Source organism: Paenibacillus harenae DSM 16969, from assembly GCF_000422465.1.
In the GTDB taxonomy this organism is placed as follows: Bacteria; Bacillota; Bacilli; order Paenibacillales; family Paenibacillaceae; genus Pristimantibacillus; species Pristimantibacillus harenae.
Map to the genome: position 1 here is coordinate 739,470 of NZ_KE383844.1, position 25,271 is coordinate 764,740.

The 25,271-nt window shown below is 49.1% G+C and carries 22 protein-coding genes; 7 read left to right on the forward strand and 15 right to left on the reverse strand.

The window, feature by feature from the left end:
* Nucleotides 1-161: 161 nt before the first annotated feature.
* Both pepT and H581_RS0127595 read left to right on the forward strand, forming a co-directional pair.
* Nucleotides 162-1,394 carry a peptidase T gene (pepT, locus tag H581_RS0127590; protein WP_028612828.1) on the forward strand — a complete coding sequence of 411 codons (1,233 nt, stop codon included), beginning with the start codon at nt 162-164 and terminating at the stop codon, nt 1,392-1,394.
* Nucleotides 1,395-1,426: 32 nt separating this feature from the next.
* Complete coding sequence (locus tag H581_RS0127595; RefSeq protein WP_342663457.1) at nt 1,427-2,464, forward strand: hypothetical protein; 1,038 nt, start codon at nt 1,427-1,429, stop codon at nt 2,462-2,464.
* 275 nt (nt 2,465-2,739) lie between these two features.
* Here H581_RS0127595 and H581_RS0127600 read toward each other — a convergent pair whose 3' ends face one another.
* The 4 genes from H581_RS0127600 to H581_RS0127615 form a co-directional block, all read right to left on the reverse strand.
* Complete coding sequence (locus H581_RS0127600) at nt 2,740-4,164, reverse strand: ABC transporter substrate-binding protein (protein WP_028612830.1); 1,425 nt, start codon at nt 4,162-4,164, stop codon at nt 2,740-2,742.
* Nucleotides 4,165-4,197: 33 nt separating this feature from the next.
* Nucleotides 4,198-5,268: an efflux RND transporter periplasmic adaptor subunit gene (locus H581_RS0127605; RefSeq protein ID WP_028612831.1), complete on the reverse strand. Its 1,071-nt coding sequence runs from the start codon at nt 5,266-5,268 to the stop codon at nt 4,198-4,200.
* A 154-nt stretch (nt 5,269-5,422) separates the two neighbouring features.
* On the reverse strand, nt 5,423-6,295 hold the full coding sequence (locus tag H581_RS0127610) for a carbohydrate ABC transporter permease (protein WP_051251409.1): 873 nt from the start codon (nt 6,293-6,295) through the stop codon (nt 5,423-5,425).
* The gene (locus H581_RS0127615) at nt 6,292-7,188 is read right to left on the reverse strand and encodes a carbohydrate ABC transporter permease (protein WP_028612833.1); all 897 of its coding nucleotides are present in this window, start codon (nt 7,186-7,188) and stop codon (nt 6,292-6,294) included. The genes H581_RS0127610 and H581_RS0127615 overlap by 4 nt, the downstream gene beginning before the upstream one ends.
* Nucleotides 7,189-7,347: 159 nt before the next feature.
* Here H581_RS0127615 and H581_RS0127620 point away from each other — a divergent pair, with 159 nt between their 5' ends.
* The gene (locus H581_RS0127620; RefSeq protein ID WP_028612834.1) at nt 7,348-8,043 is read left to right on the forward strand and encodes a response regulator transcription factor; all 696 of its coding nucleotides are present in this window, start codon (nt 7,348-7,350) and stop codon (nt 8,041-8,043) included.
* Nucleotides 8,040-9,647, forward strand: coding sequence for a sensor histidine kinase (locus H581_RS35605; RefSeq protein ID WP_051251410.1), 1,608 nt, complete (start codon nt 8,040-8,042; stop codon nt 9,645-9,647). Before H581_RS0127620 ends, H581_RS35605 begins: the two co-directional genes overlap by 4 nt.
* Before the next feature lie 89 nt (nt 9,648-9,736).
* Here H581_RS35605 and H581_RS0127630 read toward each other — a convergent pair whose 3' ends face one another.
* On the reverse strand, nt 9,737-10,969 hold the full coding sequence (locus tag H581_RS0127630) for a cation:proton antiporter (protein WP_028612835.1): 1,233 nt from the start codon (nt 10,967-10,969) through the stop codon (nt 9,737-9,739).
* Nucleotides 10,970-11,215: 246 nt separating this feature from the next.
* Nucleotides 11,216-12,064, reverse strand: a complete 849-nt coding sequence (locus H581_RS0127635) for a hypothetical protein (RefSeq protein WP_028612836.1) — start codon at nt 12,062-12,064, stop codon at nt 11,216-11,218.
* 190 nt (nt 12,065-12,254) lie between these two features.
* Between H581_RS0127635 and H581_RS0127640 the strand changes: the two genes are divergently transcribed.
* From H581_RS0127640 to H581_RS0127650, 3 genes are all read left to right on the forward strand, one after another.
* The gene (locus H581_RS0127640) at nt 12,255-12,683 is read left to right on the forward strand and encodes a hypothetical protein (protein WP_028612837.1); all 429 of its coding nucleotides are present in this window, start codon (nt 12,255-12,257) and stop codon (nt 12,681-12,683) included.
* 9 nt (nt 12,684-12,692) lie between these two features.
* Nucleotides 12,693-13,343, forward strand: a complete 651-nt coding sequence (locus H581_RS0127645) for a TetR/AcrR family transcriptional regulator (RefSeq protein WP_028612838.1) — start codon at nt 12,693-12,695, stop codon at nt 13,341-13,343.
* 61 nt (nt 13,344-13,404) lie between these two features.
* The gene (locus H581_RS0127650; protein ID WP_028612839.1) at nt 13,405-13,941 is read left to right on the forward strand and encodes a GNAT family N-acetyltransferase; all 537 of its coding nucleotides are present in this window, start codon (nt 13,405-13,407) and stop codon (nt 13,939-13,941) included.
* Between the two features lie 107 nt (nt 13,942-14,048).
* Here the strand turns inward: H581_RS0127650 and H581_RS0127655 are convergent, their stop codons facing one another.
* The 9 genes from H581_RS0127655 to H581_RS0127705 all read right to left on the reverse strand — a co-directional run bounded on the left by H581_RS0127655 (nt 14,049) and on the right by H581_RS0127705 (nt 25,133).
* Nucleotides 14,049-15,566, reverse strand: coding sequence for a malate:quinone oxidoreductase (locus H581_RS0127655; RefSeq protein ID WP_028612840.1), 1,518 nt, complete (start codon nt 15,564-15,566; stop codon nt 14,049-14,051).
* A 371-nt stretch (nt 15,567-15,937) separates the two neighbouring features.
* Nucleotides 15,938-16,414 (reverse strand): UPF0158 family protein, encoded by a 477-nt coding sequence (locus tag H581_RS0127660; protein WP_028612841.1) that lies wholly within the window; start codon nt 16,412-16,414, stop codon nt 15,938-15,940.
* Nucleotides 16,415-16,649: 235 nt separating this feature from the next.
* Nucleotides 16,650-17,069, reverse strand: a complete 420-nt coding sequence (locus H581_RS0127665; protein ID WP_342663460.1) for an S-layer homology domain-containing protein — start codon at nt 17,067-17,069, stop codon at nt 16,650-16,652.
* Nucleotides 17,070-17,603 (reverse strand): S-layer homology domain-containing protein, encoded by a 534-nt coding sequence (locus H581_RS0127670; RefSeq protein WP_245600185.1) that lies wholly within the window; start codon nt 17,601-17,603, stop codon nt 17,070-17,072. It abuts the gene before it with no gap.
* A 922-nt stretch (nt 17,604-18,525) separates the two neighbouring features.
* Nucleotides 18,526-18,762 carry a hypothetical protein gene (locus H581_RS0127680; RefSeq protein WP_028612845.1) on the reverse strand — a complete coding sequence of 79 codons (237 nt, stop codon included), beginning with the start codon at nt 18,760-18,762 and terminating at the stop codon, nt 18,526-18,528.
* Between the two features lie 20 nt (nt 18,763-18,782).
* The gene (locus tag H581_RS0127685) at nt 18,783-19,883 is read right to left on the reverse strand and encodes a GerAB/ArcD/ProY family transporter (RefSeq protein ID WP_028612846.1); all 1,101 of its coding nucleotides are present in this window, start codon (nt 19,881-19,883) and stop codon (nt 18,783-18,785) included.
* Nucleotides 19,884-19,950: 67 nt separating this feature from the next.
* Nucleotides 19,951-21,129 carry a Ger(x)C family spore germination protein gene (locus tag H581_RS0127690; RefSeq protein ID WP_028612847.1) on the reverse strand — a complete coding sequence of 393 codons (1,179 nt, stop codon included), beginning with the start codon at nt 21,127-21,129 and terminating at the stop codon, nt 19,951-19,953.
* A gap of 1 nt (nt 21,130) precedes the next feature.
* Nucleotides 21,131-22,717 carry a spore germination protein gene (locus H581_RS0127695; protein ID WP_028612848.1) on the reverse strand — a complete coding sequence of 529 codons (1,587 nt, stop codon included), beginning with the start codon at nt 22,715-22,717 and terminating at the stop codon, nt 21,131-21,133.
* Nucleotides 22,718-23,501: 784 nt separating this feature from the next.
* Nucleotides 23,502-25,133, reverse strand: a complete 1,632-nt coding sequence (locus H581_RS0127705; RefSeq protein WP_028612850.1) for an S-layer homology domain-containing protein — start codon at nt 25,131-25,133, stop codon at nt 23,502-23,504.
* Between the last annotated feature and the right edge of the window lie 138 nt (nt 25,134-25,271).

The window sequence follows — 25,271 nt, forward strand, 5'->3', positions numbered from 1 at the left end:
AATAAGAGGCGGGGAAATGAAAGAAGTTGCTCAAGAACGACGCCCGCCCGGATGGAGCAGCTTCGCTTCCCGCGAGGCGTACGCCAGCCGTTCGGGCATTTGATTACACGGATGGAATATCCTAAGATAGGAGTAGGAATTCGAGGAGGCGACCGTTCAACATGAAACAAGAGATCATGGACAGATTCATTTCGTACGCAAAAATAGATACGCAATCTGAAGAGAGCAGCGACACCTGCCCTTCCACCCCCGGACAGCTGACGCTGGCCCGCATGCTGGTTGATGAATTAAAGGCGATCGGCATGCAAGAAGTGACGATGGACGATAACGGGTATGTCATGGCTACGCTGCCGGCCAATACGGATAAGGAAATACCGGTCATCGGCTTTCTTTCCCATGTGGACACGGCTACCGATTTCACCGGCGCTGGCGTAAATCCGCAAGTCGTAGAGGGCTACGACGGACAGGACATCATCTTGAACGCGGAGCAGCAGATCATCCTGTCTCCGCGCGACTTTCCGGAGCTCGCCGGCTACAAGGGGCACACGCTGATCACAACCGACGGCACCACTCTGCTTGGCGCTGACGATAAGGCCGGAATTGCGGAGATTATGACCGCGATGGCTTACCTGATCGCTAATCCGGAGATAAAGCACGGTAAGGTGAGAGTCGCCTTCACCCCGGACGAGGAAATTGGCAGAGGTCCGCATAAATTCGACGTCGCCGCATTCGGGGCAGCCTTCGCTTATACGATGGACGGGGGCCCTCTCGGAGAGCTCCAATACGAAAGCTTCAACGCCGCCGCAGCCAGCATCAAGGTCAAAGGCAAGAACGTCCATCCAGGTACGGCCAAGGACAAGATGATCCATTCGGCCAAAATCGCCATGGAGCTGCACGGACGCTTGCCCGAAAAAGATGCGCCTGAACATACCGAAGGTTATGAAGGCTTCTACCATCTGACCTCCTTCGAGGGAGACGTCGAGCAGACGCAGCTCCGCTATATTATCCGGGATTTCGACCGGGACCGGTTTAACGGAAGAAAAGCCGAGCTGACCCAAATCGTGGAGGAGCTGAAAGAGAAATACGGAGCCGAGCGCATCGAGCTTGCCTTCAAAGATCAATATTTCAACATGAGAGAACGCATCGAACCCGTCATGGAAGTGGTCGACATTGCCCGGCAAGCGATGGAAAACTTGGGCATTCATCCAATCATTCAGCCGATCCGCGGCGGCACCGACGGCTCCCAGCTTTCCTATATGGGATTGCCGACGCCGAATGTGTTCACCGGCGGGGAAAATTATCACGGCCGCTTCGAGTACGTATCGGTCGACAACATGGTGCTGGCTGTAAAAACCGTCATTGAAATTGTGAAGCTATACGGCGAGAAGGACTAAATATATGCTTGAAAATGACCTGAGATAAGGGGATGACGTCCGTGAAAATCGGAACGGCGCGAACGATCGCAGCCGAGTGGGTAAAGAAGGAGGCCAGCCGGGAGGCCGGCTTCCGGGGCGCCTATTTCAGCGGCTCGACGGTAGGACAGCCTGACGCCGCTGCGCTGCCGGCCGCATCCGACATCGATGTGGTGGTCGTTCTCGATCAGGCCGAGCCTCCGCTCAAGCTCGGGAAGTTCATCTACCGGGGCGTCCTGGTGGAAGCAACCTATCTAACCTGGAACCGGCTCGCATCGGCTTCGGAGGTGCTGTCGTCTTATCACTTGGCTGGCAGCTTCCGCGCGGATACAATCATTGCCGATCCAACGGAACATCTGCGCCGGCTGCAAGCAGAGGTGTCCCTCCGATTCGCTGAGCCGGAATGGGTTCGCCGCCGCTACGAGGAAGCTCTGCTGCGAGTCGAACACGGGATTCGTGCAACCGATACCTCCGCACCGCTGCACGACCAAGCGACGGCATGGGTGTTCCCGACCGGAGTGACCACGCATGTGATACTCGTTGCCGCGCTCCGGAACCCGACTGTTCGGCTCCGCTATCTCGCTGCCCGCGATGTGCTTAACGAATACGGACACGCCGATCTCTATCAGGATCTGCTGGAGCTGCTCGGCTGCGTTCATCTGACTCCCCAGCGCGCCTTGCGCCATCTTGCCGAGCTGGAGCGCACCTTCGACGCCGCAGCGGCAGCAGCCAAGACACCGTTCTTCTTCAGCACCGACATCACGGCAGCAGCGCGGCCGGTCGCTATCGATGGAAGCCGCGCGCTCATCGAGACCGGCCGTCACCGCGAAGCGGTCTTCTGGATCGTCGCGACCTTCGCGCGCTGCCAAAAGATTCTCGCCGCAGACGCTCCTCTAGAGCTGCAGCGCGAATTCGCTCCAGCCTTTGAAGCTATCCTCGCCGACCTCGGCGTCGCCGATGCAAGCGACCGCATCCGCCGCGGCGAAGAGGTTCTCCGGCTCCTGCCGAGGCTCCGCGATACCGCGGAGACGATTCTGTCCGCCAACCCCTGACCTCGCTCACCCTATTCGAACAGCCCAACCGAGTACAAGAAAATGAATACGATTAACAAAGGAGCAATATAGCGCAGCAGGAACATCCACGACTTGTAGAGCCATCCGTTAAGCCCGGCTTCGGCTTCAATGATCGCTTTGTTCCAGAACGCCGCTTAAGGCGTCACTCCAATTTCTTCGCGATCAGCTTGGTTTAACCATGTGGCAAGTATGACGTAAAAGTCCCTGCGGCACGTGCTTCAAGCGCGCTGCAGGGACTTTGTCTCTCTATATAATTATTCGTTCAAATAAGTATTAATTCGATTGGCGAGGGAACCCGCTACCGCGTCTGCGGATTTGCTGCCGGAGAAATAAGCCGCCGATTCCTCGGCAATCATGCTCAGCACTTTCGGGTCTTGATTGCTGTATTTCCCGATGTTCGGCATCAGGTTCTTGATTTTCTCGATATCCTCGTCGCTCAGCTTCGGCGTGACGGTTTCTCCGTCCGCCCCTCTTATCATGATGCTGTTTTTCTTCCCGTCGCCTCCGGTGCTGGTTCCCTCCAGCATATTCCTTGTCTCAATCAGTTTGTTGCTAAGAGCCGTCTTATTCACCGGGAAGCTCATCAGGGATCTGGAAGACTGCATCTCCTCGGAAAGCAGATATTTAACGAACGACCACGCCGCTTCCTTCACTTCCGATTTGGCGTTCAGGCCGAGCACCTGGCCCGATTTGAACGGGTAACCTTCGTCCTGGCCCGTCCCCGGAGGACGGATCATGTCCAGCGGTTCCCCGCCGACTGCCTGCGGTTTAATAGCGGCTTCCATGGGAGAAGGCATACTTGAATAGCTGAAGCTGGTATTCGCCGGTCCCATCCTATCCGCGGTTGCGAGACCGTTGTCATACATTTGCCTGATCTTCTCCATGTAGGATTGGAACGCATCGGCATCGAACGTCGCGGAATCGCCGTCCTTCTTCACCAATTGCCCGTATACCGATTCGGTGAGGTAGCGAAGCAGCGCTTCGGGCGCCATCATGGAAATGCCGAATTTGCCATCGCCGCTTGTTTTGCCGATCAGGTCGACGAATTGGTCCCACGTCCACGTTTTATCATCCAGCCCGTTCTGCTCGAGAAGGGCTATATCCCCGAGCATGGCATCCAGCGAGAATGAGGTTGGGATGCCGTACCAGCCTTCGCCTCTCGAAACGCCCGCAAAGACGTTCTCATAATAATCGGATTTGTTGAAGCCCGCGTCTTCTCCGGCCGCTTCGTTCCAATCCGACAGAAGCCCTTTCTCCGCGTATTTGTCGACCGGGAGATATTCAACGGAGATGATGTCCGTCGCGTTGCCTGACATAATCGCGGTATTCACGTTGTTCGCGTATTTCTCTACATCTTCCTGCTTAGGGCCCGTATCCTCTCCGCCTTTCCGCATCACCATTTTGTCGCCCCCGCTCGTGTCCGCGGGCACAAGCTCCTCGATTTGAATGTCGATGTCCGGGTTCGCGGCTTCGAATTTCTGTTCCGCTTCCGTTAGGAAACGGTCCTTGGTCAGGACGCTCATCGTTACGGCCGTCTTGCCGTCCGTCGTTTCAGGTGCGCTGTTCGAAGATTCCGGTGTTCCGCTCGTTTCGTTATTCGCTTTGCCTCCCGAGCACGCCGTCATAGCGGCGCACAGCAGAATTAGCGCACCCGATTGCCAAGCTTTCCTTTTTCTCATATCGATTCCTCCAGATTTCGTTGGATTTGATTATTAATAACGAACGCGGTCTCCATCGCTGATCGGTTCGCTGGATTCCTTGACATATTGCTCGTTAGGCATCAGCCCGTCCGTCACTACCGTATCGCCATTCTCGTCTTTGATCGTGATGTAGGTCTTGCTGACGTAATAAGCGGCGCCGAGAGGACCGTCCTTCTCCGAAACCGTGTATATGTAATAGCCGTTATTGTCCTCTTCAAGGACGGATTTCGGTATTTGCATCCCGAATGATTTGCTCTGGCTCGTGATGCTGACGGCGGCTTTCAATCCAGGCTGCAGGTTGGCATCCTTCAAATCGAATGTGATTTTTTTGCTGCCGCCCTCCGGCTCATCCTCGATTTCGGAGATAATTCCCTCTACGCTCCTCCGCGGTTCTTCATCAAGATGCACCTTAGCTTTGTCTCCGATGCGCAGCATCGCAGCGTCGTCGCTGTTCGCCGTAATGGAAAACTGGTAGCCGGAAGCGTCGTCCGCAATTTCGATAACAGGCTGCCCGCGGCCGGCGGCGGCGCCCTCGGCAGCGTTAAGCGAAGTGATGACGCCGTACACGGGTGATGTCAACATGCCGCCTTCGGTGATTTGCTTCTGCAGGTCGCCGATTTTACGCTGCTGCATCTGCATATCCAGCTGCTGCATTTCGATATCGCGTTTCAGGTTGTCGACACCGGTCGTATCATCGCTTCGCAGCAGCATTTTCAATTGGTCCGCCATTTTTTCCAGCTGAATCCTTTCCTGCTCATAGCGGGTCTTTTCATCCTCTAACGTCCTTTTTGTTGAAGAAGTATCGAATGTAATGAGCGGGTCGCCTTGGCTCACCCGGTCGTTCTTACTTATGTGGATCTTCTCGACCTTCCAATCCCCTTCCGGAAAAAGCTGCGCTGTATGCGCCGATTGCAGGAAGCCCTCGCCCGATACGTCCAAGTCAAGTCCTCCCGTTTCGGGCTTCTCGACAGATACTTTGGGCAAGGACATCCCCTGTATCGTATTGGACAGGAACGTAAGCGCGAGAAGCAGGGTGAAAAAAAGGCCGATCATCCAGCGCAGCGTCTTTTTTCGTCGTTGCATGTTCGAATGTTTAACCTCCTAAAGTTTTGTGAAGCATAGGCTTCTTGGCATTCTTCGCAACAAAACTCGCTTCGGAAGCATACGCTAAGTTTTGTGAAGCATAGGCTTCTTGGCATTCTTCGCAACAAAACTCGCTTCGGAAGCCTACGCTTATTCACCCCTTGATTCCCGACATTTGAATGCCTTCCACCAAATGCTCCTCGCCGTAGAGAAAAATAAGCACCATCGGCGTCATGTACAGCACGGATGCGGCGAATGCGACCCCACGCGCTCCTTCGGCGATATTCGCCAAATAGACGGACAACGGCTGGCGGATCTGCTCGGTCAGAAACAAGATCGGCTGTTCGACCATATTCCAGTTATCCACGAAAGATAATAAGATGAGAGCGGCAATGCCCGGTTTGGCAAGCGGCAGCGCGATATGCAGGAATGCGCGAAAATAACCAGCGCCGTCGATCTTCACCGCTTCCATGTAAGCATCCGGAATACCCATCATGAACTGCCGCAGCAGAAACACGCCGAACGACGCGAAGATACCGGGAAACACGATCGCTCCATAGCTGTTCAACAGACCAAGCTTATCCGCGATCAGGTAATTCGGCACGAGCGTAACTTGAAACGGCATTAGCATCGCCAGCAAGTAGACGAAGAAGAGTTTGTCTCTTCCCGGGAACGCTAATTTGGCGAAAGCAAACCCGGCTAACGTGCCGACGACCGCCTGCCCGAGGATGATCGGCAGCGTCAGCTTGACTGAATTCCAGAAATGCAGCAGAAATTTCGGCCGTGCCAGCAGCACCTCGCCGAATTGGGATAGCGTGACGCTCTCCGGAATGAGGCGAATGGCTGTATGTTCGCGGGCAGAAGCGGAACCGCCGCTGTTCAAAGCATCGTAATGGCGGCTGATTTCATCCTCGGACATGAACGAGTTGCTTGCCGTCAGCACGACGGGAAACAATATCGCAGCCGCGATCAGGACAAGGAATATGACTTTGAAACTCGTTACGATATGGCGTAAAGCGGCAGTCATTGCTCAAGTGCCCTCCTTGATTGTCTTTCCGCCCAGAACAAGACGTACACCGTTGCCCCGATCACGATCGACAGCAGAACCGCCGCCGCCGTTAATTTCGGATAGTCCAGCGACTGGAACATGTTGTTCATAAAGTGCTGCAGCGTATAGATGGAGTCATGCGGATAGGCTCCGGCCACCAAATACGTTTCGCGAAACACCTTGAACGACGAGACGATACTCATGACGATCACGAAAAAAGATGTCGGCGCGAGCCCCGGCCACGTAATATGCAGAAACTGGCGGATCGCTCCCGCACCGTCGATGGATGCTGATTCGTACTGTTCCGCCGGAATATTGGATAAGCCCGCAAGAAAGATGATCAGGTTGTAGCCGGCGTTTTTCCATACGAAAGCGGTTAGCATAACGGCAAAGGCCCATCTCGTGTTCATCCAGTCCACGGGATCTATTCCCCATTGCTGGAGCAGGCCGTTGACCGCCCCGTTCCATTGCAGAAGCAGCTGCCACACCAGGATGACTGAAGCGACCGGCACGACCAGCGGAAGAAGGAACATGGAGCGGAACGATTGCCGGAAAGGCAGCTTCCCGTTAAGAAGCATAGCCAGTCCCAAGGACGCCGCGAAGACCACGGGTACGCTGACACCGGCGAACATCAGGGAGTTGATGAACGCTTTGCGGAATGAGCCGCTTGCCCACAAGGCTCCATAGTTCTCGAGGCCAACAAGATTTCCGTTCACGGGGTTGTCGATCAACGAATAATAAGCAACCGCCCCGAACGGGATAATGAAAAACAGGAGAAACCCGGCAAGGCTCGGCGCCAGGAACAGCAGCACGAACGGTGCGTCCCGCCGGTATTGTTGTCCAAGCCGTTTCAGATAATTGCCTCCTTTCATGAGCGAATGGCTTCTCGCCCTGTCGTCATCATGGCCCCATCTTATCCGCTCTGTGTGACAACCGTGTGACAAGCCCTGTCGTGACAAATCCGTACATGCTCGCTTACAATTAAGGCAATGAAACGGACAGGGATCTGCTGAAGGGAAGGAAGGATCAACATGAAACCGAAGGTTCTTATTGTTGAGGACGAACGGCGCATCCGGGAGTTGATCGCCGATTATTTGGAAGAGGACGGCATGGACTGGTGCGAATGCGACCGCGGCGACAAGGCCCTGGATATATTCAGGGGGCATGAGCCGCAGCTGGTGATTCTCGATATTTTGATGCCGGGCCTCGATGGGTACGACGTGTGCGAAGCGATCCGGGCCGAGTCGGACGTGCCGATTATTTTCCTAACGGCCAAGTCGGAAGAAGACGATAAGCTGCTCGGTTACGACCTGGGGGCCGACGATTATGTGACCAAGCCGTTCAGCCCGAAGGTGCTGGCGGCCAAAATAAAAGCGCTGCTCAAGCGGGCCGAGACGGCAAAGAAGGCGCTGTCCAGCGAGAACGACGGCGAATGGTTGGATGTGGAGGGTCTGATGCTAAATGTCGAGGCCAGGGAAGCGTCGCTTCACGGCGCGCCCCTCGTGCTCTCTCCCAAGGAATTCGATTTGCTGCTCCACTTCATCCGTAACCGCAATCGCGTACTAAGCCGCGAGATGCTGCTGGACGCCGTGTGGGGATATGATTACGAAGGATTTGCCCGGACGGTCGATACCCATGTGAAGAGGCTGCGCCAGAAGCTGGGCAACCGGGCGGAGTGGATCGTTACCATGAGAGGCAACGGCTATCGGATGAAGGTGACGCCGTGAACCGCTGGAGGCACTCCGTCGCGTTTCGGCTGTTCGCCGTCACCTTTCTCGTCGTTATGCTTCTTCTAGGGGTACTGCTATCGGTACTCGCGGGCAGCTTCTCCTCGTTCTACGAGCGCCGGCAAATCAAGGACATTACGGCGCAAATGAATCTCATCCGGGACCGTTTCGTACAGGAAAAAATGAAAATCCCCTCTCAAGTCGGGATCCCTCCGTATTTTTTTCAGTTTGAAAACGATTATTACGCAAGAATATCGCTGGTAACGATGGATAACGACCGCATGCTCGTCCAACGATTTTCCCGGAAGCAGAACGATGAATCCCGCGTCCCTGTAACATCGGACCTGGATCCTGAACAATTTTTCGAATACTTGAAACCCGGCCCCGATATGCAGGATGCGAAGTTTATGCTCGGGCTTCAGGAATTGCGGCGAAACAGAGAAGCGATTGCACAGGTTATGAATCAGGGTAAAACGCTCGTGTATCGTTCAAGCGGGATCGGGGCGATGGAGTATGAGGGCGAGCAATTGCTTGCTGTCGCTCGGGTAGAGTCCAGCGGGAACGGAAACGGAACCTTCCTGTTCGCCATCTCCTCGCTGCAGCCGGTTATCGGGGCGGCAAAGGTCATTCGCGATTTCTCCTGGTATGCGTTCGGCGTCGCTTTCCTGCTGGTGCCGCTCCTGGCCTTCCTGTACGCCGGCATTCTGACCAGGCCCCTCCGATCCTTGAACGCTCTAGCCGGCAGGCTGGCATCGCTCGATTTCACCGTCCGCACAAGGTGGCGCCGCAAGGATGAGATCGGCGAGCTGGCGCGAACTTTCGATTTTCTGGCGGATAATTTACAGTTGGCATTGGCTGAGCTTCATGAAGCCAATGACAAGCTGCGGGAGGACATCGAGAAGGAAAAAAAGCTGGAGCGCATGCGCCGCGATTTCGTAGCCGGTGTTTCCCATGAGCTCAAAACGCCGCTCAGCCTGATCGGAGGGTATGCGGAGGGCTTGCAGGACAACATCGGGTCCGGGGCCAAGCGGGAGAAATACGCGGAGGTCATTCTGGAGGAGACGCGGCGCATGTCCGCCATTGTCGGCGATATGCTCGATCTATCTCACCTTGAAGCCGGACAATATCGGCTTGCCCTGGAGCCGTTCGACGCATCGGACCTGCTCAAGGAATCGGCCGAACGCGCGCAAGCGATCGGGGCGGGGAGCCGCTTCCGCGTAATCCTTTCTTTGCCTGCTGAAGGCAAAGAATCCATAAGGGTCACTGCGGACCGGTTCCGCGTTGATCAAGTGCTGACCAATCTGGTAACGAACGCCGTACGGCACGTTCCGGAAGGAGGGACGGTCACGCTGGCGGCTTGCCGCGACGGCGATGAATGGCGTTTCACCGTCCATAATGAAGGAGAGCCTATTCCGAAGGAGGAGCTTCCCCGCATCTGGGGCCAATTCTACCGCATTGATAAAGCTCGGAACCGGGAAAGCGGCGGTACCGGTATCGGGCTTGCCATTGTGAGGCAAATTCTCGAGCTGCACGGCAGCCGGTACGACGCGTGCAACGAGAAAGGCGGCGTGACTTTTGCTTTCACGCTTCCAGCCAAGAATTAAACTTCCACAGGTTTATAGCGCTGTATCATTTCCTAAGCATCAAAAAAAACCGATCGTGGGCGATCGGTTTTTTTCCGCCACTCGAACGGCTATGCTGTTTCTTTGCTCTTCTCACTTAAGCCAAGCTTCGTGACAAGCGGCTTTATCGTCAGTCCTTGCACGAGCAGCGAGAACAATACGACGCTGAAGGTTAATACCAAGACATCGTCCCTTCCTTCGAAGGTTGGCGGAAGGCTTAGGGCAAGGGCAATCGAAAGACTTCCTTTCAAGCCTCCCCAGTTCAGCACCGCTTTCCATGAACGCGGGAATCCTTTGATGAAATGCACGCTCGCATAGAGCGCAATCGTCCTCCCTAGCAATACGATGACGATCGCCGCCGCGATCATAATCCACTTGCCCTCGAAGTCGATGTTTTTGATCTCGAGCCCGATCATTAAGAAGATGAGGGAATTTGCTACTAAAGTAACGACATCCCAGAAAGAGTTGATGTTAGTCTTCGTCGTCTCCGACATGCCGATACGAGCCCCGTAGCTCCCGAATATCAAGCCGCCGACGACAACCGCGATTACACCGGACACATGGAAATGCTCGGCGATAAAAAAACTGCCGAAGAACAACAGCATGGAAAAAGCAATTTCCAGCGGATAATCATCATAGAAACGGATAATTTGCGAGAACACGTATCCGAGGACCGCCCCGATAAGGATGCCGCCCACAGCGAATTTCATAAACAATAATAAGCCGCTGCCAAGCCCCATCCAGCCAAGCTCCATGTAGGAAAGAAGGTATACGGACGATATTTGAAACAGCACGACTGCGATCCCATCGTTAAATAACGATTCTCCTTCAATAATCGTTACGACCTTCTTGGGTACGCCAAGTGATTTGAAGATGGAGATGACGCTGATCGGGTCCGTCGCGCTCATTAGCGCAGCGAAGGTAAAGGCCACGATGAGCGGGATATGCAGCAAATAATAGGCCGAGAAGGCAATGATCAGGAAGGACAGCAAGGTGCCTCCGAATGCCAGCGCCAGCACCGGCTTGCTTTGCTCCCTGAGGTGGGAGAACGGCAGCTTTAACGTTGCGTCGCCCAATAAGATAGGCAGGAACAACGAAATAATGACCGCTTGAAACACATGCGATTGCGTGATGAACGACTCCGCTTCTTCCAATAACGGAATATGCGTAATGCCGAGAAGAAGCCCAACGATCACCAGAGCGATGGAATAAGGCTGATTTAACTTCTTGGCGATTGCGATAACAAATACCGATACCCCGAGCAGCACAAGCAGCTGAATAAATGTTTCGTTAAATAAATGCATAACTTCCCCCTGATTCTGTAAATGAATTTACATCCATAATAGCCTATTGTAAAAGCTTTACCAATAGATAAGCTCAGAATCCTCATCTTATGTTTAAAAAAATGCAAAAAAGGGGCTGCACCTTAGCCATGAATATCGCCAAGGGCAGCTCCTTCCTGTCTTTCATATCCGGCTACGCAAAAAATCCCGACCGCCCTAAGCGATCGGGATTTTCAAACGCGATTGCAACTCGCGCTGCAAGTAAACTCATACGCCGGAAGTTGGCCAGCTCATTACGGTTTCCAGCATCGTTTGTAAATTTCTGGCGCGATGCAAATTCGGCTTAGCCTTTAGCCTCGCGAATTCCTCTTCGATATGACGGACATAGTCGCCGCGCAGCCGCTCCAGCTGATCATCCGTCAGAGCGTACAAGAAGTGGCGGACGAAGTCATAGGAAAGATAACCCTCCATGCTCTCGAGGAAGGAGTATGGCGATTGCTGGTACCACTCTTTGGCATATGCTTTCAACGCATCCGTTATGCGGTCGTCACCGCCAGCCATTGCCAGCAGCCGGTCGGCTGAGATGAGATTCCGGTATTGTACGGCATTTCCTTCAGGATATGTATTCGGCAGGGCATAGAATCGCAGCAGCTTCTCCAAAATACGGACATACTGCTCCGGATCTGCGCGCTTCGTTTGAAATTGACAGATGACCGCGGCATGCGCGATTTCCTTCAGCAGCTGGAGCGCTTCGGCAGCTTCCTTCTTGCTCGGCGTACCGGCAAAGAATACGCCCTGATTCCCCGCCCGAATATCCGCACGGTCAATCGCAAGATGAAGCTCATCCTCGAACTGCTCCTTGCTGTAGGGCAGCCACTGCTCGAAACGGTCCATCAGCTCCCCTCGTATGCCGAACTCTCTGCGGATGATGGAGCCGAGCTGAATCCCGCCGCTTCCGCTAACCTGCATGAAGATTTCGTGCAGCAGCTTTTCGAGCGATTTGGCCTTTTTCACGGCATGGATGTCTGCATCAGGGACCGTATATACCGCCTCAGCCTCCTTCCGCTCGAGCATGGCCGTGAATTGCCTGATCTCGGATAGCAGCGCTTCACTCATCCTTACCCCTCCTTTTTCCCCTTATCATTCCACCGTTCGGTTATTTTAAGCTTCCCTCTCCAATCGCTTATTGACTGCAGCATTGGCCTCTGTTAAAATTTGATTAAACGATCAAATAAAAATTTAAACGATCAATCAATTTTAAGGAGCGGATAACGATGAAATCAATGACAAGAACAACGATAATAACGTGCCGGAGCGGGTAATCAAGTGGCTTCCTCTATTCAGCGCGGTAGTAGGCGGCGGCGCACTTTGGTATACTTGGATCAAATATCTCGATATGGCGGAGCCTGCTGTTCCCTGGTATGGATGGATCCGGCTTGCGTTTACGCTGTTGATCGGAGTGCTGTGCCTGGCGGCGACCGTCTTATTGCTGCTAGGGAAGCCTTTTGGAATGTCTGTTTTAAAAGGCGGGTTAACTCTGGTTCCTATCATGCTTATGATGAATCTGGTTATTCTGGTCATTCGGATCATCCAAAATATTGCGCTCGGAAAAGCACAGCCTTTCTTCGAGCGTATCTTCACAGAGCCAAGAAATTTTGCTATTCCGATTATTGTAATGTCATTGATATTGTTAAGCGTCATCAGCAAGAAGGAGAAAAATAAAAACAGTCATTAAGGAGAACATATGAAGGAAAGCAGCAGAAAAGGAGAAGGAAAACAATCGTTTATCGCGGAAGCAAGGCGTGAGCAAATGTTCGAGGCGGCAATTCAAACGCTTGACGAGATCGGATACGTACATGCAAGTCTTGCGCAGATCGCCAAGCGGGCGGGCATTAGCACGGCGCTCATTTCATACCATTTTGCAGACAAAAGCGATTTGATGAATCATCTGCTGATAAGACTTTTAGAACGCTCAACTTCTTACATTTTAGACCGTGTGCAAATGGAAAGTACGGCCCGCGATAAACTGAATGCTTTCATCACAGCTAGTTTAGCTTACCAAGGTACGCATCCCGCGCATAATACGGCGCTGCTGGAAATAATCTTTAACGCAAGGACGCCCGATAACGTTCCGTATTATAAATTAGGCGATGATGACGAAGAAGACCACATCCGGAATGCGCTTCTGCAAATTTTGCGTGACGGTCAAGAAAACGGCGAATTCGGAGCCTTCCATGCCGAGGTAGCGGCTACCCTGATTCAAGGCGCTATCGCCGAGTATATGCTGACCAATACGGCTATCACCAAAAAGGTCGATCTGGAAACGTACAGCAGCGAGCTGATCGGTCTCGTGGAGAAAATCGCGCTCCATCCGAAACCATTGCCGGTTGAATAATCCGGGCGCAGTCAGGAAAACTTATGTACCATCCCCATACGTTTAGAGGTGTGAGTCCCCATTGGAATGGTACGGCAAATTAAACGACTACTTCCCTGAGCATGAAATGAAAAACCCGCAGCAACTCAAGGAGCTTATCGAAGAACACGATTATTACCACAAAGAGGAAACCGATGATTACGTGATGCTTTACGCCGATTTCCCGGACTTTATATTTATCGATTATCTGCTGGTCACCTCCAACACCCGGGGGAAAGGCTTCGGAACCAAAATCCTCGATAAGTTGAAGGAACAAGGGAAAATGATTCTTCTCGAAGCCGAACCGGCTTTGCCTAAGGACAGCGACAGCAAGCGGCGGCTTCAATTTTATGAGCGGAACGGTTTCAAAAAAGCGGATCTCATCCGATATACCCGCAGAGACGAGCAGGATGAGCCCTATTCCATGCACATCCTGTATTGGTCGCCTGCCGGCATGCCGCAAGCGATTGTGAAGGAAATGATGGAGCTCGCATGCGACGAAATTCATAATTTTAGGGCGAGAAGGCATTATGGACGCCAGCTGGTCGATCTCGATGAAGCGTTGGAATGGAAACAGTGACCCTCTCACTGTCAGTAAGCCGAACAGGCTGCCGAAGGATCGGCAGCCTGTTGTCATTGCCCTAACGTTACCCGACAGCTTAACGGCTGTAACGGATCGGCAAATGTTTATGATACGGTTCGACGTGCTTTCTGTAACGGCATGTTATCGCTTAGACCAAGGGTCTGCGCTGTTGAAGCATGAATTTCGCGGATAAGCTCCGGATTTTCCAATAGTGATTCGCCATAAGAAGGAATCATTTCTTTTATTTTCGGTTCCCACGCTTTGATATGCTGCGGGAAGCACTTCTTCATGACTTCAAGCATGACGGAAACGGCCGTAGAAGCACCCGGAGAAGCGCCGAGCAATGCTGCGATCGAGCCATCAGCGGCACTAATAACTTCCGTACCGAATTGAAGCGTTCCTTTGCCGGCAGCCGTATCTTTAATAATTTGCACACGCTGGCCTGCTACCAGTAAATCCCAATCCTCGCTTTTGGCGTTCGGTACAAAATCCCGTAATTCTTCCATGCGCTGTTCTTTCGATAACATAACTTGCTTGATCAGGTATGTCGTCAATGAAACGTTTTTAACGCCTGCCGCCATCATCGTTACGAGATTATGCGGTTTGACGGAAGTTAACAAATCGAACATGGAACCGGATTTTAAAAACTTTGGCGAGAAGCCGGCAAACGGTCCAAAGAACAACGATTCTTTCTTGTCGATCACTCTGGTGTCCAGATGCGGAACAGACATCGGAGGAGCGCCGACCGGAGCTTGGCCGTATACTTTTGCATGATGCTGCGCTACGACATCCGGGTTCTGACACACCATAAACAGTCCGCTTACCGGAAATCCTCCAATCCCTTTTCCTTCGGGAATACCGGATTTTTGCAGCAAATGCAGACTTCCTCCGCCTCCGCCGATAAAGACGAATTTCGCACTGTGACGTTCGACGGTACCGCTATCGACATTCCGCACCTTCAATTCCCACAAGCCGTCGCTCGTACGTTTAATATCATCAACATGATGGTTGAATACGATATCGACGTTTTGCTTCTTTAAGTGGGCGAACATTGTGCGCGTTAAAGCGCCGAAGTTGACATCCGTTCCCGATTCGATTCTTGTAGCCGCTATCGGTTTATTCGTTGTCCGGTCCTTCATCATAAGCGGAATCCATTCCATCAGTTTTCCCGGGTCATCGGAAAATTCCATTCCCTGAAACAGGGGATTGTTAGACAGCGCTTCATAACGTTTTTTCAAAAACGTTACATCCTGTTCCCCTTGCACAAAGCTCATATGAGGTACAGGCATGATAAAGTCCCGCGGATTACGGATCAGACTGCTGTTTACAAGGTAAGACCAAAACTGCCTTGAAACCTGATACTCTTCATTCACTTTTAAAGCTTTGCTAATATCTATTGATCCGTCCGGTTTCTCGACGGTGTAGTTAAGCTCGCACAGTGAAGAATGCCCCGTTCCTGCATTATTCCATTCGTTGGAGCTTTCCTCTCCCGCGTTTGCGCGCCTCTCAAACACTGTAATTTCCCAGTCCGGTACTAATTCTTTTAGCAGGGACCCCAAAGTAGCACTCATGATTCCGGCACCAATTAAGATAACATCTGTTTTCGTTTGTCTGCTGCTCATTTTTACCGTCCTTATACCCTACAATTTGCAGAAAGGATGTAAGCACTTCTGCTTAGGCGCCACAGCAAGCCAGGGGGCGACCAAGTCACACATCTTTTCCGGATCAATTATTAATCTGTTCTTAGTCTATCACTATTATTAATAGATTAAAATATTAATTTACTTTTTTATCAACGTTATAAGCTATTAAAAAGCTGGTAAAAAGGGAAGAAGCGGACAGCAGCCGGCTTCAAAAAGTGTTGAATAAATGACTGATAAATCGGCAATAGCCGTTAATTGTGCTTTATCTCCTTTTCCGCAATCCGTCAGGACCACCTACAGTAAAGTGAAAATAAGAATACACAGCTGTGATTTTCTCACATCGTGCCCCTTCATTCCTCTATTGCAAGATCGTTCTCTTTACACCATTCAATAACTAATTCCCTCATCCTTTGTTCTTTGAATGCATACCATTGTTTTTCGACGCCATGTTCAATGATTCCGTCTTTAAATCTTCTAAATGCCCCTCTTCCTTGAATAGCTTCAAACAATTCTTCCCGAACTTCTGCATTTTCTAATGTCTTGATAAATTCTTCTACTATTTCATACTCACGGTACTCGCTTCTTAATGTGAAATTGAGGTAAACCTCGTCTTCATCCTCTATAATTTTTATGGCTTGTTCAATGTTCTCTCTTTGCCAATCCGGATATATTTCAAGTGGCTCTTCATCTTCTGCCGCTCTCATCTCTTCGCTCGATAATGTTATAACCTCTCCTGTCCGGGTGTTTATATATGTAAGGGTCTCATCCATTTGAATTTCAATTTCCGAAATTAGATCATCTAATTTTACCGTTGCTGCTCTCTTCATTTCACGTCTCTCCTTCATTGAAATTCCTTCTTCAAAACAGTTTATTCAAATTATCAGAATAAATCAAAGAGGAGCTGCTTTTAAAGCACTAACTCCTCATCAACTATTGTCAGCCTTTGCAAATAAAGTCCGTTTATTTTTCAGGATCACTCATACTGGCAGGTGAAAAATGAAAGTAAAAATCGCCCTCCACCTGCGAAGCAAGTGAAAGGCGATTTTTTACTTCATATTACAATTACAGCCAATCTGCGTAAGCAAGCAATCGATAGATGACAACCGCCGCTTGAGCGCGTGTTGCGGTTGCTTTCGGATGGAGATGCTCTTTATCCACCTCTTCGATTAGCTTCGCCTCTACTGCAGACGAGAGTGCATTTCGAGCCCATATAGAAATTTCATCCTCATCCTTATAAGGCTTCAATCTTTCTTGAGATTCATCTACATCGTCCTTGCCGAGCAGCTTAAGGGCTCTCATCACCATTAAAGCCATTTCTTCTCTTGTAACCGGGTCATTAGGCCGGAATCGTCCTTGAGCGCCCTGCACTAGCCCCCATCTCGAAGCGGCGTTGACGTATTCATAGTACCAAATCCCATGAGCTACGTCCTGGAATGAGAGTGCCGCGCCTTCCTTAGGCAGCTTTGCTTGCTTTGAAAAAATCTACACAAGAAGCTTGGAAATTTCCGCTCTCGTAATGGTGCGTTCAGGTAAAAAATGCTGTTTGCCTACTCCGTTCACGATATGGCGGCTAATCAGTACCTCTACGTTTTTACGGCTCCAGTGGTTGATCAGATCTATAAAGATAGGATCATACAGCAGCACCGCATAAGTGCCATGCTCTATGACATTCGTTTCGATCAACGCGCCCATCGCATTGACCTTTCCTCCGACGTACTTCCATTGTCCCGGCTGCTGTGGATCCTCCCGATATATTCCTAATTTCAGATGATTAACTCCAGCCAATTGCTTCGGATCGTAGGTTAGCGATAGGTGCATCGGCAGCTTCAGCTGTTGACCGCTTTGTTCCTTTACGGTGTAGGCGGCCGAGAAGGCCTTCCACTCGTTTCCGCTTGGCAGCACGATTTTCTCGGAATCTGAAATGTGAAGTTGCGCATTTCCTGTAAATGCATGAGGCGGAAGCAACAGCATTATTTTACCGTCAAAAGCTTCAATCTTCCCGCCTTGCTCCGTCACTCTGTGCAAGAATGGATCGTCTAGTATCGGCGGCGTTGAGCTTGCATGAAAATCCAATTGTTCGGAAGATTTGCTTCTCGGGGCATTTAGACCATTTGGAATTGCGCGAATGCCGGGAATGCGATTTACCGGCGATACAATCATTGTATATTCGCTATCATCAGCATATTGAGCCCTTAAACAAAGAAGAGGCTTATATGGGGCAGCTGTTACGTTACATATAGGAGGCAGACCCCACCTCCTTCATAACCATTTGGCAGCAGGGCGAAATGATTGCTTTCTACGGAAAGGTCCCTTTACATAATAAAATGCTGCAAGTGTTGGCGAACGAATCCTTATTTCAACCTTTTATCCGTAGATGGAAGCCAATACCGAAAGCATTCTTGTTATCATTTTTAGGAATCAATCCGGAACTCGCGGAAAATACTCGAGCATACATCCTTAATACGATGATCAATCATTTTCTCCTTTCGGAATGGATAATCGATTTCACTTGTCTAAAAGAGTGGTTTCCTGTATTCGAGCTCGCAAAAATTGATCTAGAGAAAAAAGAAAAACTTTGGGGAGATGTTGGTCCGCGAAATAGGCGATCTTGAAATCGAGGATGTAACTTTTAACTTGCTAAAGGACTACTTGGCTAAGCAATCAGCTCGATTAAAGCCAAGTAGTCTAGGACATCGAATATACCGCCGGTTTTTCTAGTAATTTACGAATAAGAGGGTTGGCACTGGTAACAGTAACAGCTTCGCCGGTATTTCCCTAAAAGTTGATTTCCCATATTACATTGCACATAAGCCGGATTCCTTAGCGTACGGGTTGTCCGACATATTAGAGTAATTTTTCGCTTAGCGTACGTTTTACGCGACGTTAAAATGTTGGCGGGACCCCTACATCTGCCTCGAACTCTTCCTAAAAGTCATAACTATTTAACTTCAGGAAAAATCCACTTTCCTATCGGTTCGAAGATTGCCGTAAGCGGGATGGCCGGACTCGGTATATCTACATCGGCAATGAGCATAGTCCCAATCACTGCGGCGGTCAGCATCAACCCAATATTAACGATTATTTCTATCTTCGTCTTTCCATGCAAAGCGCGAAATTGCCAAAATGACAAATATGCAACAAAAAGCAGGAATAATGCAATGGTTAGAAAAATCATTACCAGGCCACCTCCAGCCGTTATGGTTCCGTCAAAGACAGCATGCGTTTACGTTTGATGACAAGCGCAGTCAGCAGCATAGCTAACGGAATAATGATTTGAAACGGTATGGAATACCACTGCCATATTTTGGTTGCAAATTTGATCATTTCCATGTTGTTCTTATACATAAAGAGTGAAAATTCCAGCATTAACAGACTCAACGGAATAAGATATAAGCGGTACTGTTTGCCGGGCAACGCTGAAGAAAACGATTTTGCGCTTGCATAGAGACATACGCTTATTTTGACAAATGCCCCCAATAAAAAAGTAATGATGGTTATCGGTTCTACGCGTTCAAGGAATTCTGCAATGGAAATATACTGATAGGCCGTGTAACTCGGGAAGAGTAATTTCGACGATATATTTCCCAGTACCAAAGTATTTCGAACGTTGCTGAGAAGCAGCATAAAACCTGAGATTAGAAGCGCCCACAACACTGTTTTCTTCGCCTGTCCGATCTTGTTAATTTGCGGAATAATCATTGCAAACACAATGGTTTCTCCGAACGGAAAGCCAACCAGTTCCGTCATTCCTTCCAATATCGGCATCCAACCGCGATCGACTACAGGCAGCAGATTTTCAGGTTGGAGATCCTTTATCATTAGGATGGAAAGCATTCCTTCCACCAATACAAGAAGAAGAAGTGATACCGAGCAGCGGGAAAGCACTTCCATACCGGCATAAGCCGCCCATAAAACAATCGCAGTCATCGTAGCAGCGATCATGAGAGGCGACGTCTCGGGCAGCGCAATGATCAAGATATATTCATAAAAGTTTTTTAAGACGAGAACCGCGAGATGGAAGCTGTACCAAGCATAGATGAAGCCGATAAGGCGCCCGGCCCACACACCGAACAATACTTCAGCGATCTCAACGAGAGTCCTGCCAGGATATAACTGGCAAAGATGCGTATACATCCAAATAATACCGTACGATACAATAACGCTCAAAATAATGGAAATCCAAGCATCGTGTCCGGCTACGGCGGCAAGAGGCACTGTTAGCGGGGTACCGACTATCCACATAATCATCAAAGCTGTAAGTCCACTGCTGGAAAGCTGCTCGATTGAATGTTTCATTTCACTTTTACTCCTTCCATACCTGCCTAAAACTTTTAAAGATGACCGTTTTGAATCTCTCCAGCCCTCATTTGACTATCTCTTGCTCCCTCAAATGCACCGGTGGGCCTGACATGCCTGCACGTTTTAAAACAAAATCCACATCGACTGTAACGACAGCTTTCGCGAATTTCTTGTCCCATTTCAGCTTGAGTTTTTGCCACTCTTTATTGTTCTTCTTATGAAGCTGGTCACCGAACCCGAAAATATCGGCTGCGTATTTCTTCTGCACACTCGCAATCATCTTCTGTGTATCCTTACGAACCACCCTCATTAACGTATCTTCCACCAAGTAATAATAATTCGGATTCGAGAAATCAAGATGAGTATTGTTCTCATCCAACGTTCCAGTTCCTTTTAAATGAACGGTGAAGCTTACCTTACCTCCTTTAACCTCCGGTACTATCTCCCGACTGGTGCTGTGCAATGTTACACCGACGTTACCTTTGTGTTCCGGCAGCTGCAGGGTCATTACACCTCTTTTCAACTTTCCCGTTACCCATAGCATAAGCTGGGAATCATAATTATTTAGATAGCCCACAAGTTTCAAATTTTTAAATATTGCCGAATGATTTAATTTAAACGTCAGCTTGTTTTTACTTTTTTCGCTGCCTATTTGCTGCCCCGGTACCAATTCGATCGCCCCCATGACCGGTTCGATTCCTTCTCCGGAAGCTGTGTTCAGCAGATCGCGTAACGTGACAGCCGTACGCCCGAGAAGAACTTCCATCTCACGCACCGCTTCAGTTGGGAAGAACTCCAGCGGGTAATCAACCTTAAGCGCCTCGCTCCCCTTCTGCTCTTTGACAACGAGTACATAAGTACGGAGCCGTGTTTTTGGGTTCCGAGAAAAGTGATCCATGATTTCTTTGATCCCTTTCCTTGCGAGCTTCTCTCCGATCAACAGGACGCGTCGGTGGGAGATGAACAACCTTCTGGATAGTTTACCCTGCAATTGCTCCATAACTTCCTGAGCGTTTTTACCTGTTCCCGTTTCGATGAAATAATTATTGCGACCTTGCGAAACATTTCCGATCTGGCGAGCAGGCACAGCGACTTGAATCATGCCCACATAACGGCCATCATCCTTTAGATCAATGGAAGAAGCCATCACCATCGCAATATCGTTGATCTCCGCACGATCCTTGCAACCTGCGCATACCATTGCCAATACAATAAGCAAAGCAACGATCATCCCTCCGCGCATCTTATTGACCTTCCTTCTTATCCGTCTCATCGCTTTGATTCGGACCTGGCCGTTGACCCGAAGGAACGCGTAGAGGCTCGTTATAGCCTGTCAGCCGAGGTCGCAGTTTCATTGCCCAGTGCGGCGCACGGAACAGAATATCTTTCAACCCGCCTATTGACAGCGGCGCGACCGGTTCGAAATATGGAATTCCAAACGATCGTAATGAATTTAAGTGAATCAGTATACAAACAAATCCCAGCCCAATGCCGTAAAGACCGAGCGTCCCTGCCAGCAGAATGAGCGGAAAGCGCAGAAGGCGGGTGCTGAAAGCAAAATTAAACCGGGGTATGGTAAAATTGGCAATGGCCGTAATCGAGACGACGATAACCATCGGTGCGGAAACGATACCTGCTTGCACCGCCGCCTGTCCGATTACAAGTCCCCCTACAATACTGACAGCAGAACCAACCTGCCTCGGCAAACGAACGCCCGCTTCACGCAGTCCCTCGAACGTTATTTCCATTAATAGCGCTTCTGCAAGTGCCGGGAATGGACTCGCTTCACGAGCTCCCGCAATACTTAGCAGCAGATTCGTAGGGATCATCTCCGGATGAAATGATGCAACCGCCACATATAGCGAAGGAAGAAAAAGAGAAATTAAGATAAACCCAAAACGTATATAACGAATGAATGTCGGAATTAAGAACCTTTCATAGTAATCTTCTGCACTTAGCATCAAGTTCCAGAATGTGACCGGCACAATGAGTGCGGCTGGCGAGCCGTCAACCAGAATTGCTATCTTGCCTTCGAGCAAATTAGCCGCAACAATATCCGGCCGCTCCGTGGTATGCACTTGCGGAAACGGAGAGAAGGGCATATCTTCAATGAATTCTTCGATATAATTGGACTCGATCACCCCGTCGATCTCGATTCGCGTTATGCGCTCACGTACTTCCTGCACGACGGAATCCGTCGCAATCCCATCGATGTAAACGACTGCCACCTTCGTCTGTGTAAGTTCCCCGACTGTAAACGACTCAATCTTGAAACGCGGTGTTTTCAAACGTTTGCGAAGCAAAATTATATTGGTTTGGACCTGTTCAATAAAGCCTTCACGCGGTCCTCGAATAAGCGGTTCTGCCTCCGGCTCCTCTACACTACGCGATGGAAGACGCTCCAAGCCGACGATCAATACACTCAACTCACCGTCGAGAACAATTGCCACACCCCCGTCAAGCACACCTTTTACAAGATCATCAAATGTGTCTGCCGTACGGATTTGCCCTACTCTCAGCGTATGCCTCAATTGTTCGGCCAAGCTCAAAAGCGATTTTGCTTCGCATTTACTTTCGCTATCCCGCACCGTTTGCAATAATTCATGTTCGAGAAGCTTCTTATCAACCATTCCGTCTACATACACCAGCAATGTTTGTATTCCAAATAGATCCAATGATTGAAATACGATGTCCGAACAATTCTCGAATGTCTTTTCCAATTGCTCCCGATTGACGTCTAATTTATGATTCATGACCATTTTCGGCTCGGACACAAGATTCAACTCCTGTATTGGCTTATAAATACGGGACGATTTCATCCATTTCTTCATATATCTTTTCATATCCGATTCCTTCTTTTTCCTTCTTTATTTATATATAAAGTTGAACGGGTTCCCCTGTTTTACAGATCAATGTATGGAAATCAGATTGAAAAAAACATAACTTCATTTCCGTTTTATGGATTACGACTTCAGTATCCCCTGCTTCATCTAAAAAATACAAAACGGCTTCATGCGGCTTGATATCGGGAACGGCCCATTGTATCTCTATGGGGTCCCACCACATGCCCATCAAGCTAAGAACCTTCATTTTGGAATCAAGTGATGAACTCTCTTATTTTCATGAGTAGTCGATTTGTTTACTTACAAATAAACATGATGCCAAATAAGCCTAAACCACGAGGCTTTTTTTAAAAACGTTAGCTATGCAACCTTCTTGGTAGACGTGGTATACTCGCAAACAACACCTAAGATATGAAAGCCAAAGAACTCAGCCTTCCACTAAAGAAGAAAAAGAGAAAACTAGTTTCAAAAAAATAGTTAAGTAAATTAAATCAAGCGGAATCACAAGCTGGGTGGTTCGTCTGGCGGGGGTTCGGACGGATCATAGAAAAAACGACGAAAGCGTTAACCTTCGTCGTTTGGCTTCAATTTAAGTTTTCGTTCAAGTGTATTCTTCAATATGTTCCTTACTCTTGTAATTGTTGCTTTTCCTTTGGACAAGTCAACAATTCTATTAGTAATTTCCATCTTAGATAAGCTATTTCCTCAAATAATTGCGCTATTAAAAAAAGCAGAAAGCCGATATTACACACAGGCTTTCTGCTTTTTTCATTTATTCTACACCAATCATGACGTTAAACAAAACCATAGCTACTTCAGCTCGGCTCGCATTTTTATGCGGGGCAAAGCGATTGTCAGAGCTTCCTTGAACTATCCCATTGACTGTTGCTGTTTTTACGTAAGGAATTGCCCATGCAGGAATTTCTTTGGTATCTTTATAGTTCAATTTATAACCATTTTGCAAAGGCTCGTCTAATCCGCGTATAAGAATAGCAATCATCTCAGCACGTGAAATCTTTTGGTTCGGCTTTAGTGTACCGTCTTCATAGCCGTTAATAATTCCTGCTTGAACGGCCGTTTGCCAATACTCTTCAGACCAAGCCGGGATTTGATTTTTATCTGTAAAAGTAAGATTCTTTTTCTCAGGTTCCAGTCCTAAAGCTTTCACAGTCATCGTGATAAATTCAGAACGTGTAATTGATTGATTTGGCTTAAACTCATTATTTGCATACCCATTCACAATGCCGGAGTCTCTTAGAACCATAATCGGTCCATTAGCCCAATGATCTTCAGATACATCTGCAAATGGAGGTTGTTCTTCTACTGGAGCCATTGCAGCTGCGAACCGGCCAATGAGACTTTCCTCGCCAAATTCCGTTACAAGCTCCGGATCTTTCTCTAATTGCTGAACAGTAATAACCTGGTCAGCCGGCGGGACTGTGTACGTCACTGATTGGTTTTGATTCCAGGATTGAGAGTGCAGCTTCAAAGTGAAATAAATAGTTTTTAATCCTTGTGGCTCTGCTACCCCTGCTTCAGATAAGACGCTTGCAGGAGCATGAACTGTAATCACCGCGTCAGTTTGGTCAAATTCTTTATCGGAATTAATCCAGGTATCCAGCGAAAAATCAACGTCCCAACCAGCTGCTTTCAACTCTTCAGCGTTTACCGCTTTGAGTTCTTTAACCAGATTCGACAGTTCATCTTTTACACTGGTACCTGTTTCCAAATCCTCGGTTGGAATAATTTCGCCAAAGATGCTTTTCAGCTGATTATCCAGATCAGGAGATTTACTTAGATTCTCTAATGTAGATATTAGAACATCGACCATTTCTTTAAATTCCATCGTAATGCGTACATGTGTAGCTGTTTCGCTGCTTCCGTTCGGGAGTGTAACCGTTTCTTCTCCCAGAATATCGACATGCCGGAGAGTAAACGGATTCTGTTTAACAATCTCTTCCATGAACTTTTTCATCTGTGCGGTAACCTCTGCTTGAGACTGCTCAGACGTTTCATTTTCAATGCCTAAAAACTTATTGTCGGCTGTAGATTTTACATACAAATCGCTGCCCTGAATGTAAACGTCAAGAGCCGGCTTTTTAGCGCTTGGCCACAGCTCCGTCCCCATGATCGGGGTTGGATCTTGTAAAGAGATCTCCATGTGAGCATTCTGAAGATCCTTTTGTTGTTGAGCGATGATCACACCGCTTTTTAACACTTGTAATACCCGTTTTAATTCATCATCTTGTACAGGTACGTTGGTGTCAATCGTCACTGTGCTTTTCGACTCAAAAGAGGTTACATCTATTCCTTTTTTAAACGCCTCTGTAAAAATAGGGGCATTCGACACACAACCTGTCAGCAATAGTAACGCAGATAGAATAATAAATACCGTCTTTCTCAAAGTTGTTCTTCCTCTCCTGGTGTAATTTCATATTTTTATAACCATTTTACAATACATTGTATAATATTAATATTATTAAAAATTGGGAGTACCAGTTCTATTCGCACAAAAAATTACACGACTGTTCTTATCCATGAC

Coding starts and splice junctions, on each gene's coding strand:
- H581_RS0127645 (WP_028612838.1), top strand. CDS start 12,693: ATGAAGGAAAGCAGCAGAAAAGGAGAAGGAAAACAATCGTTTATCGCG.
- H581_RS0127695 (WP_028612848.1), bottom strand. CDS start 22,717: ATGAAGAAATGGATGAAATCGTCCCGTATTTATAAGCCAATACAGGAG.
- H581_RS0127595 (WP_342663457.1), top strand. CDS start 1,427: ATGACGTCCGTGAAAATCGGAACGGCGCGAACGATCGCAGCCGAGTGG.
- H581_RS0127655 (WP_028612840.1), bottom strand. CDS start 15,566: ATGAGCAGCAGACAAACGAAAACAGATGTTATCTTAATTGGTGCCGGA.
- H581_RS0127615 (WP_028612833.1), bottom strand. CDS start 7,188: ATGAAAGGAGGCAATTATCTGAAACGGCTTGGACAACAATACCGGCGG.
- H581_RS0127630 (WP_028612835.1), bottom strand. CDS start 10,969: ATGCATTTATTTAACGAAACATTTATTCAGCTGCTTGTGCTGCTCGGG.
- H581_RS0127680 (WP_028612845.1), bottom strand. CDS start 18,762: ATGATTTTTCTAACCATTGCATTATTCCTGCTTTTTGTTGCATATTTG.
- pepT (WP_028612828.1), top strand. CDS start 162: ATGAAACAAGAGATCATGGACAGATTCATTTCGTACGCAAAAATAGAT.
- H581_RS0127690 (WP_028612847.1), bottom strand. CDS start 21,129: ATGCGCGGAGGGATGATCGTTGCTTTGCTTATTGTATTGGCAATGGTA.
- H581_RS0127600 (WP_028612830.1), bottom strand. CDS start 4,164: ATGAGAAAAAGGAAAGCTTGGCAATCGGGTGCGCTAATTCTGCTGTGC.
- H581_RS0127635 (WP_028612836.1), bottom strand. CDS start 12,064: ATGAGTGAAGCGCTGCTATCCGAGATCAGGCAATTCACGGCCATGCTC.
- H581_RS0127660 (WP_028612841.1), bottom strand. CDS start 16,414: ATGAAGAGAGCAGCAACGGTAAAATTAGATGATCTAATTTCGGAAATT.
- H581_RS0127605 (WP_028612831.1), bottom strand. CDS start 5,268: ATGCAACGACGAAAAAAGACGCTGCGCTGGATGATCGGCCTTTTTTTC.
- H581_RS0127685 (WP_028612846.1), bottom strand. CDS start 19,883: ATGAAACATTCAATCGAGCAGCTTTCCAGCAGTGGACTTACAGCTTTG.
- H581_RS0127620 (WP_028612834.1), top strand. CDS start 7,348: ATGAAACCGAAGGTTCTTATTGTTGAGGACGAACGGCGCATCCGGGAG.
- H581_RS0127610 (WP_051251409.1), bottom strand. CDS start 6,295: ATGACTGCCGCTTTACGCCATATCGTAACGAGTTTCAAAGTCATATTC.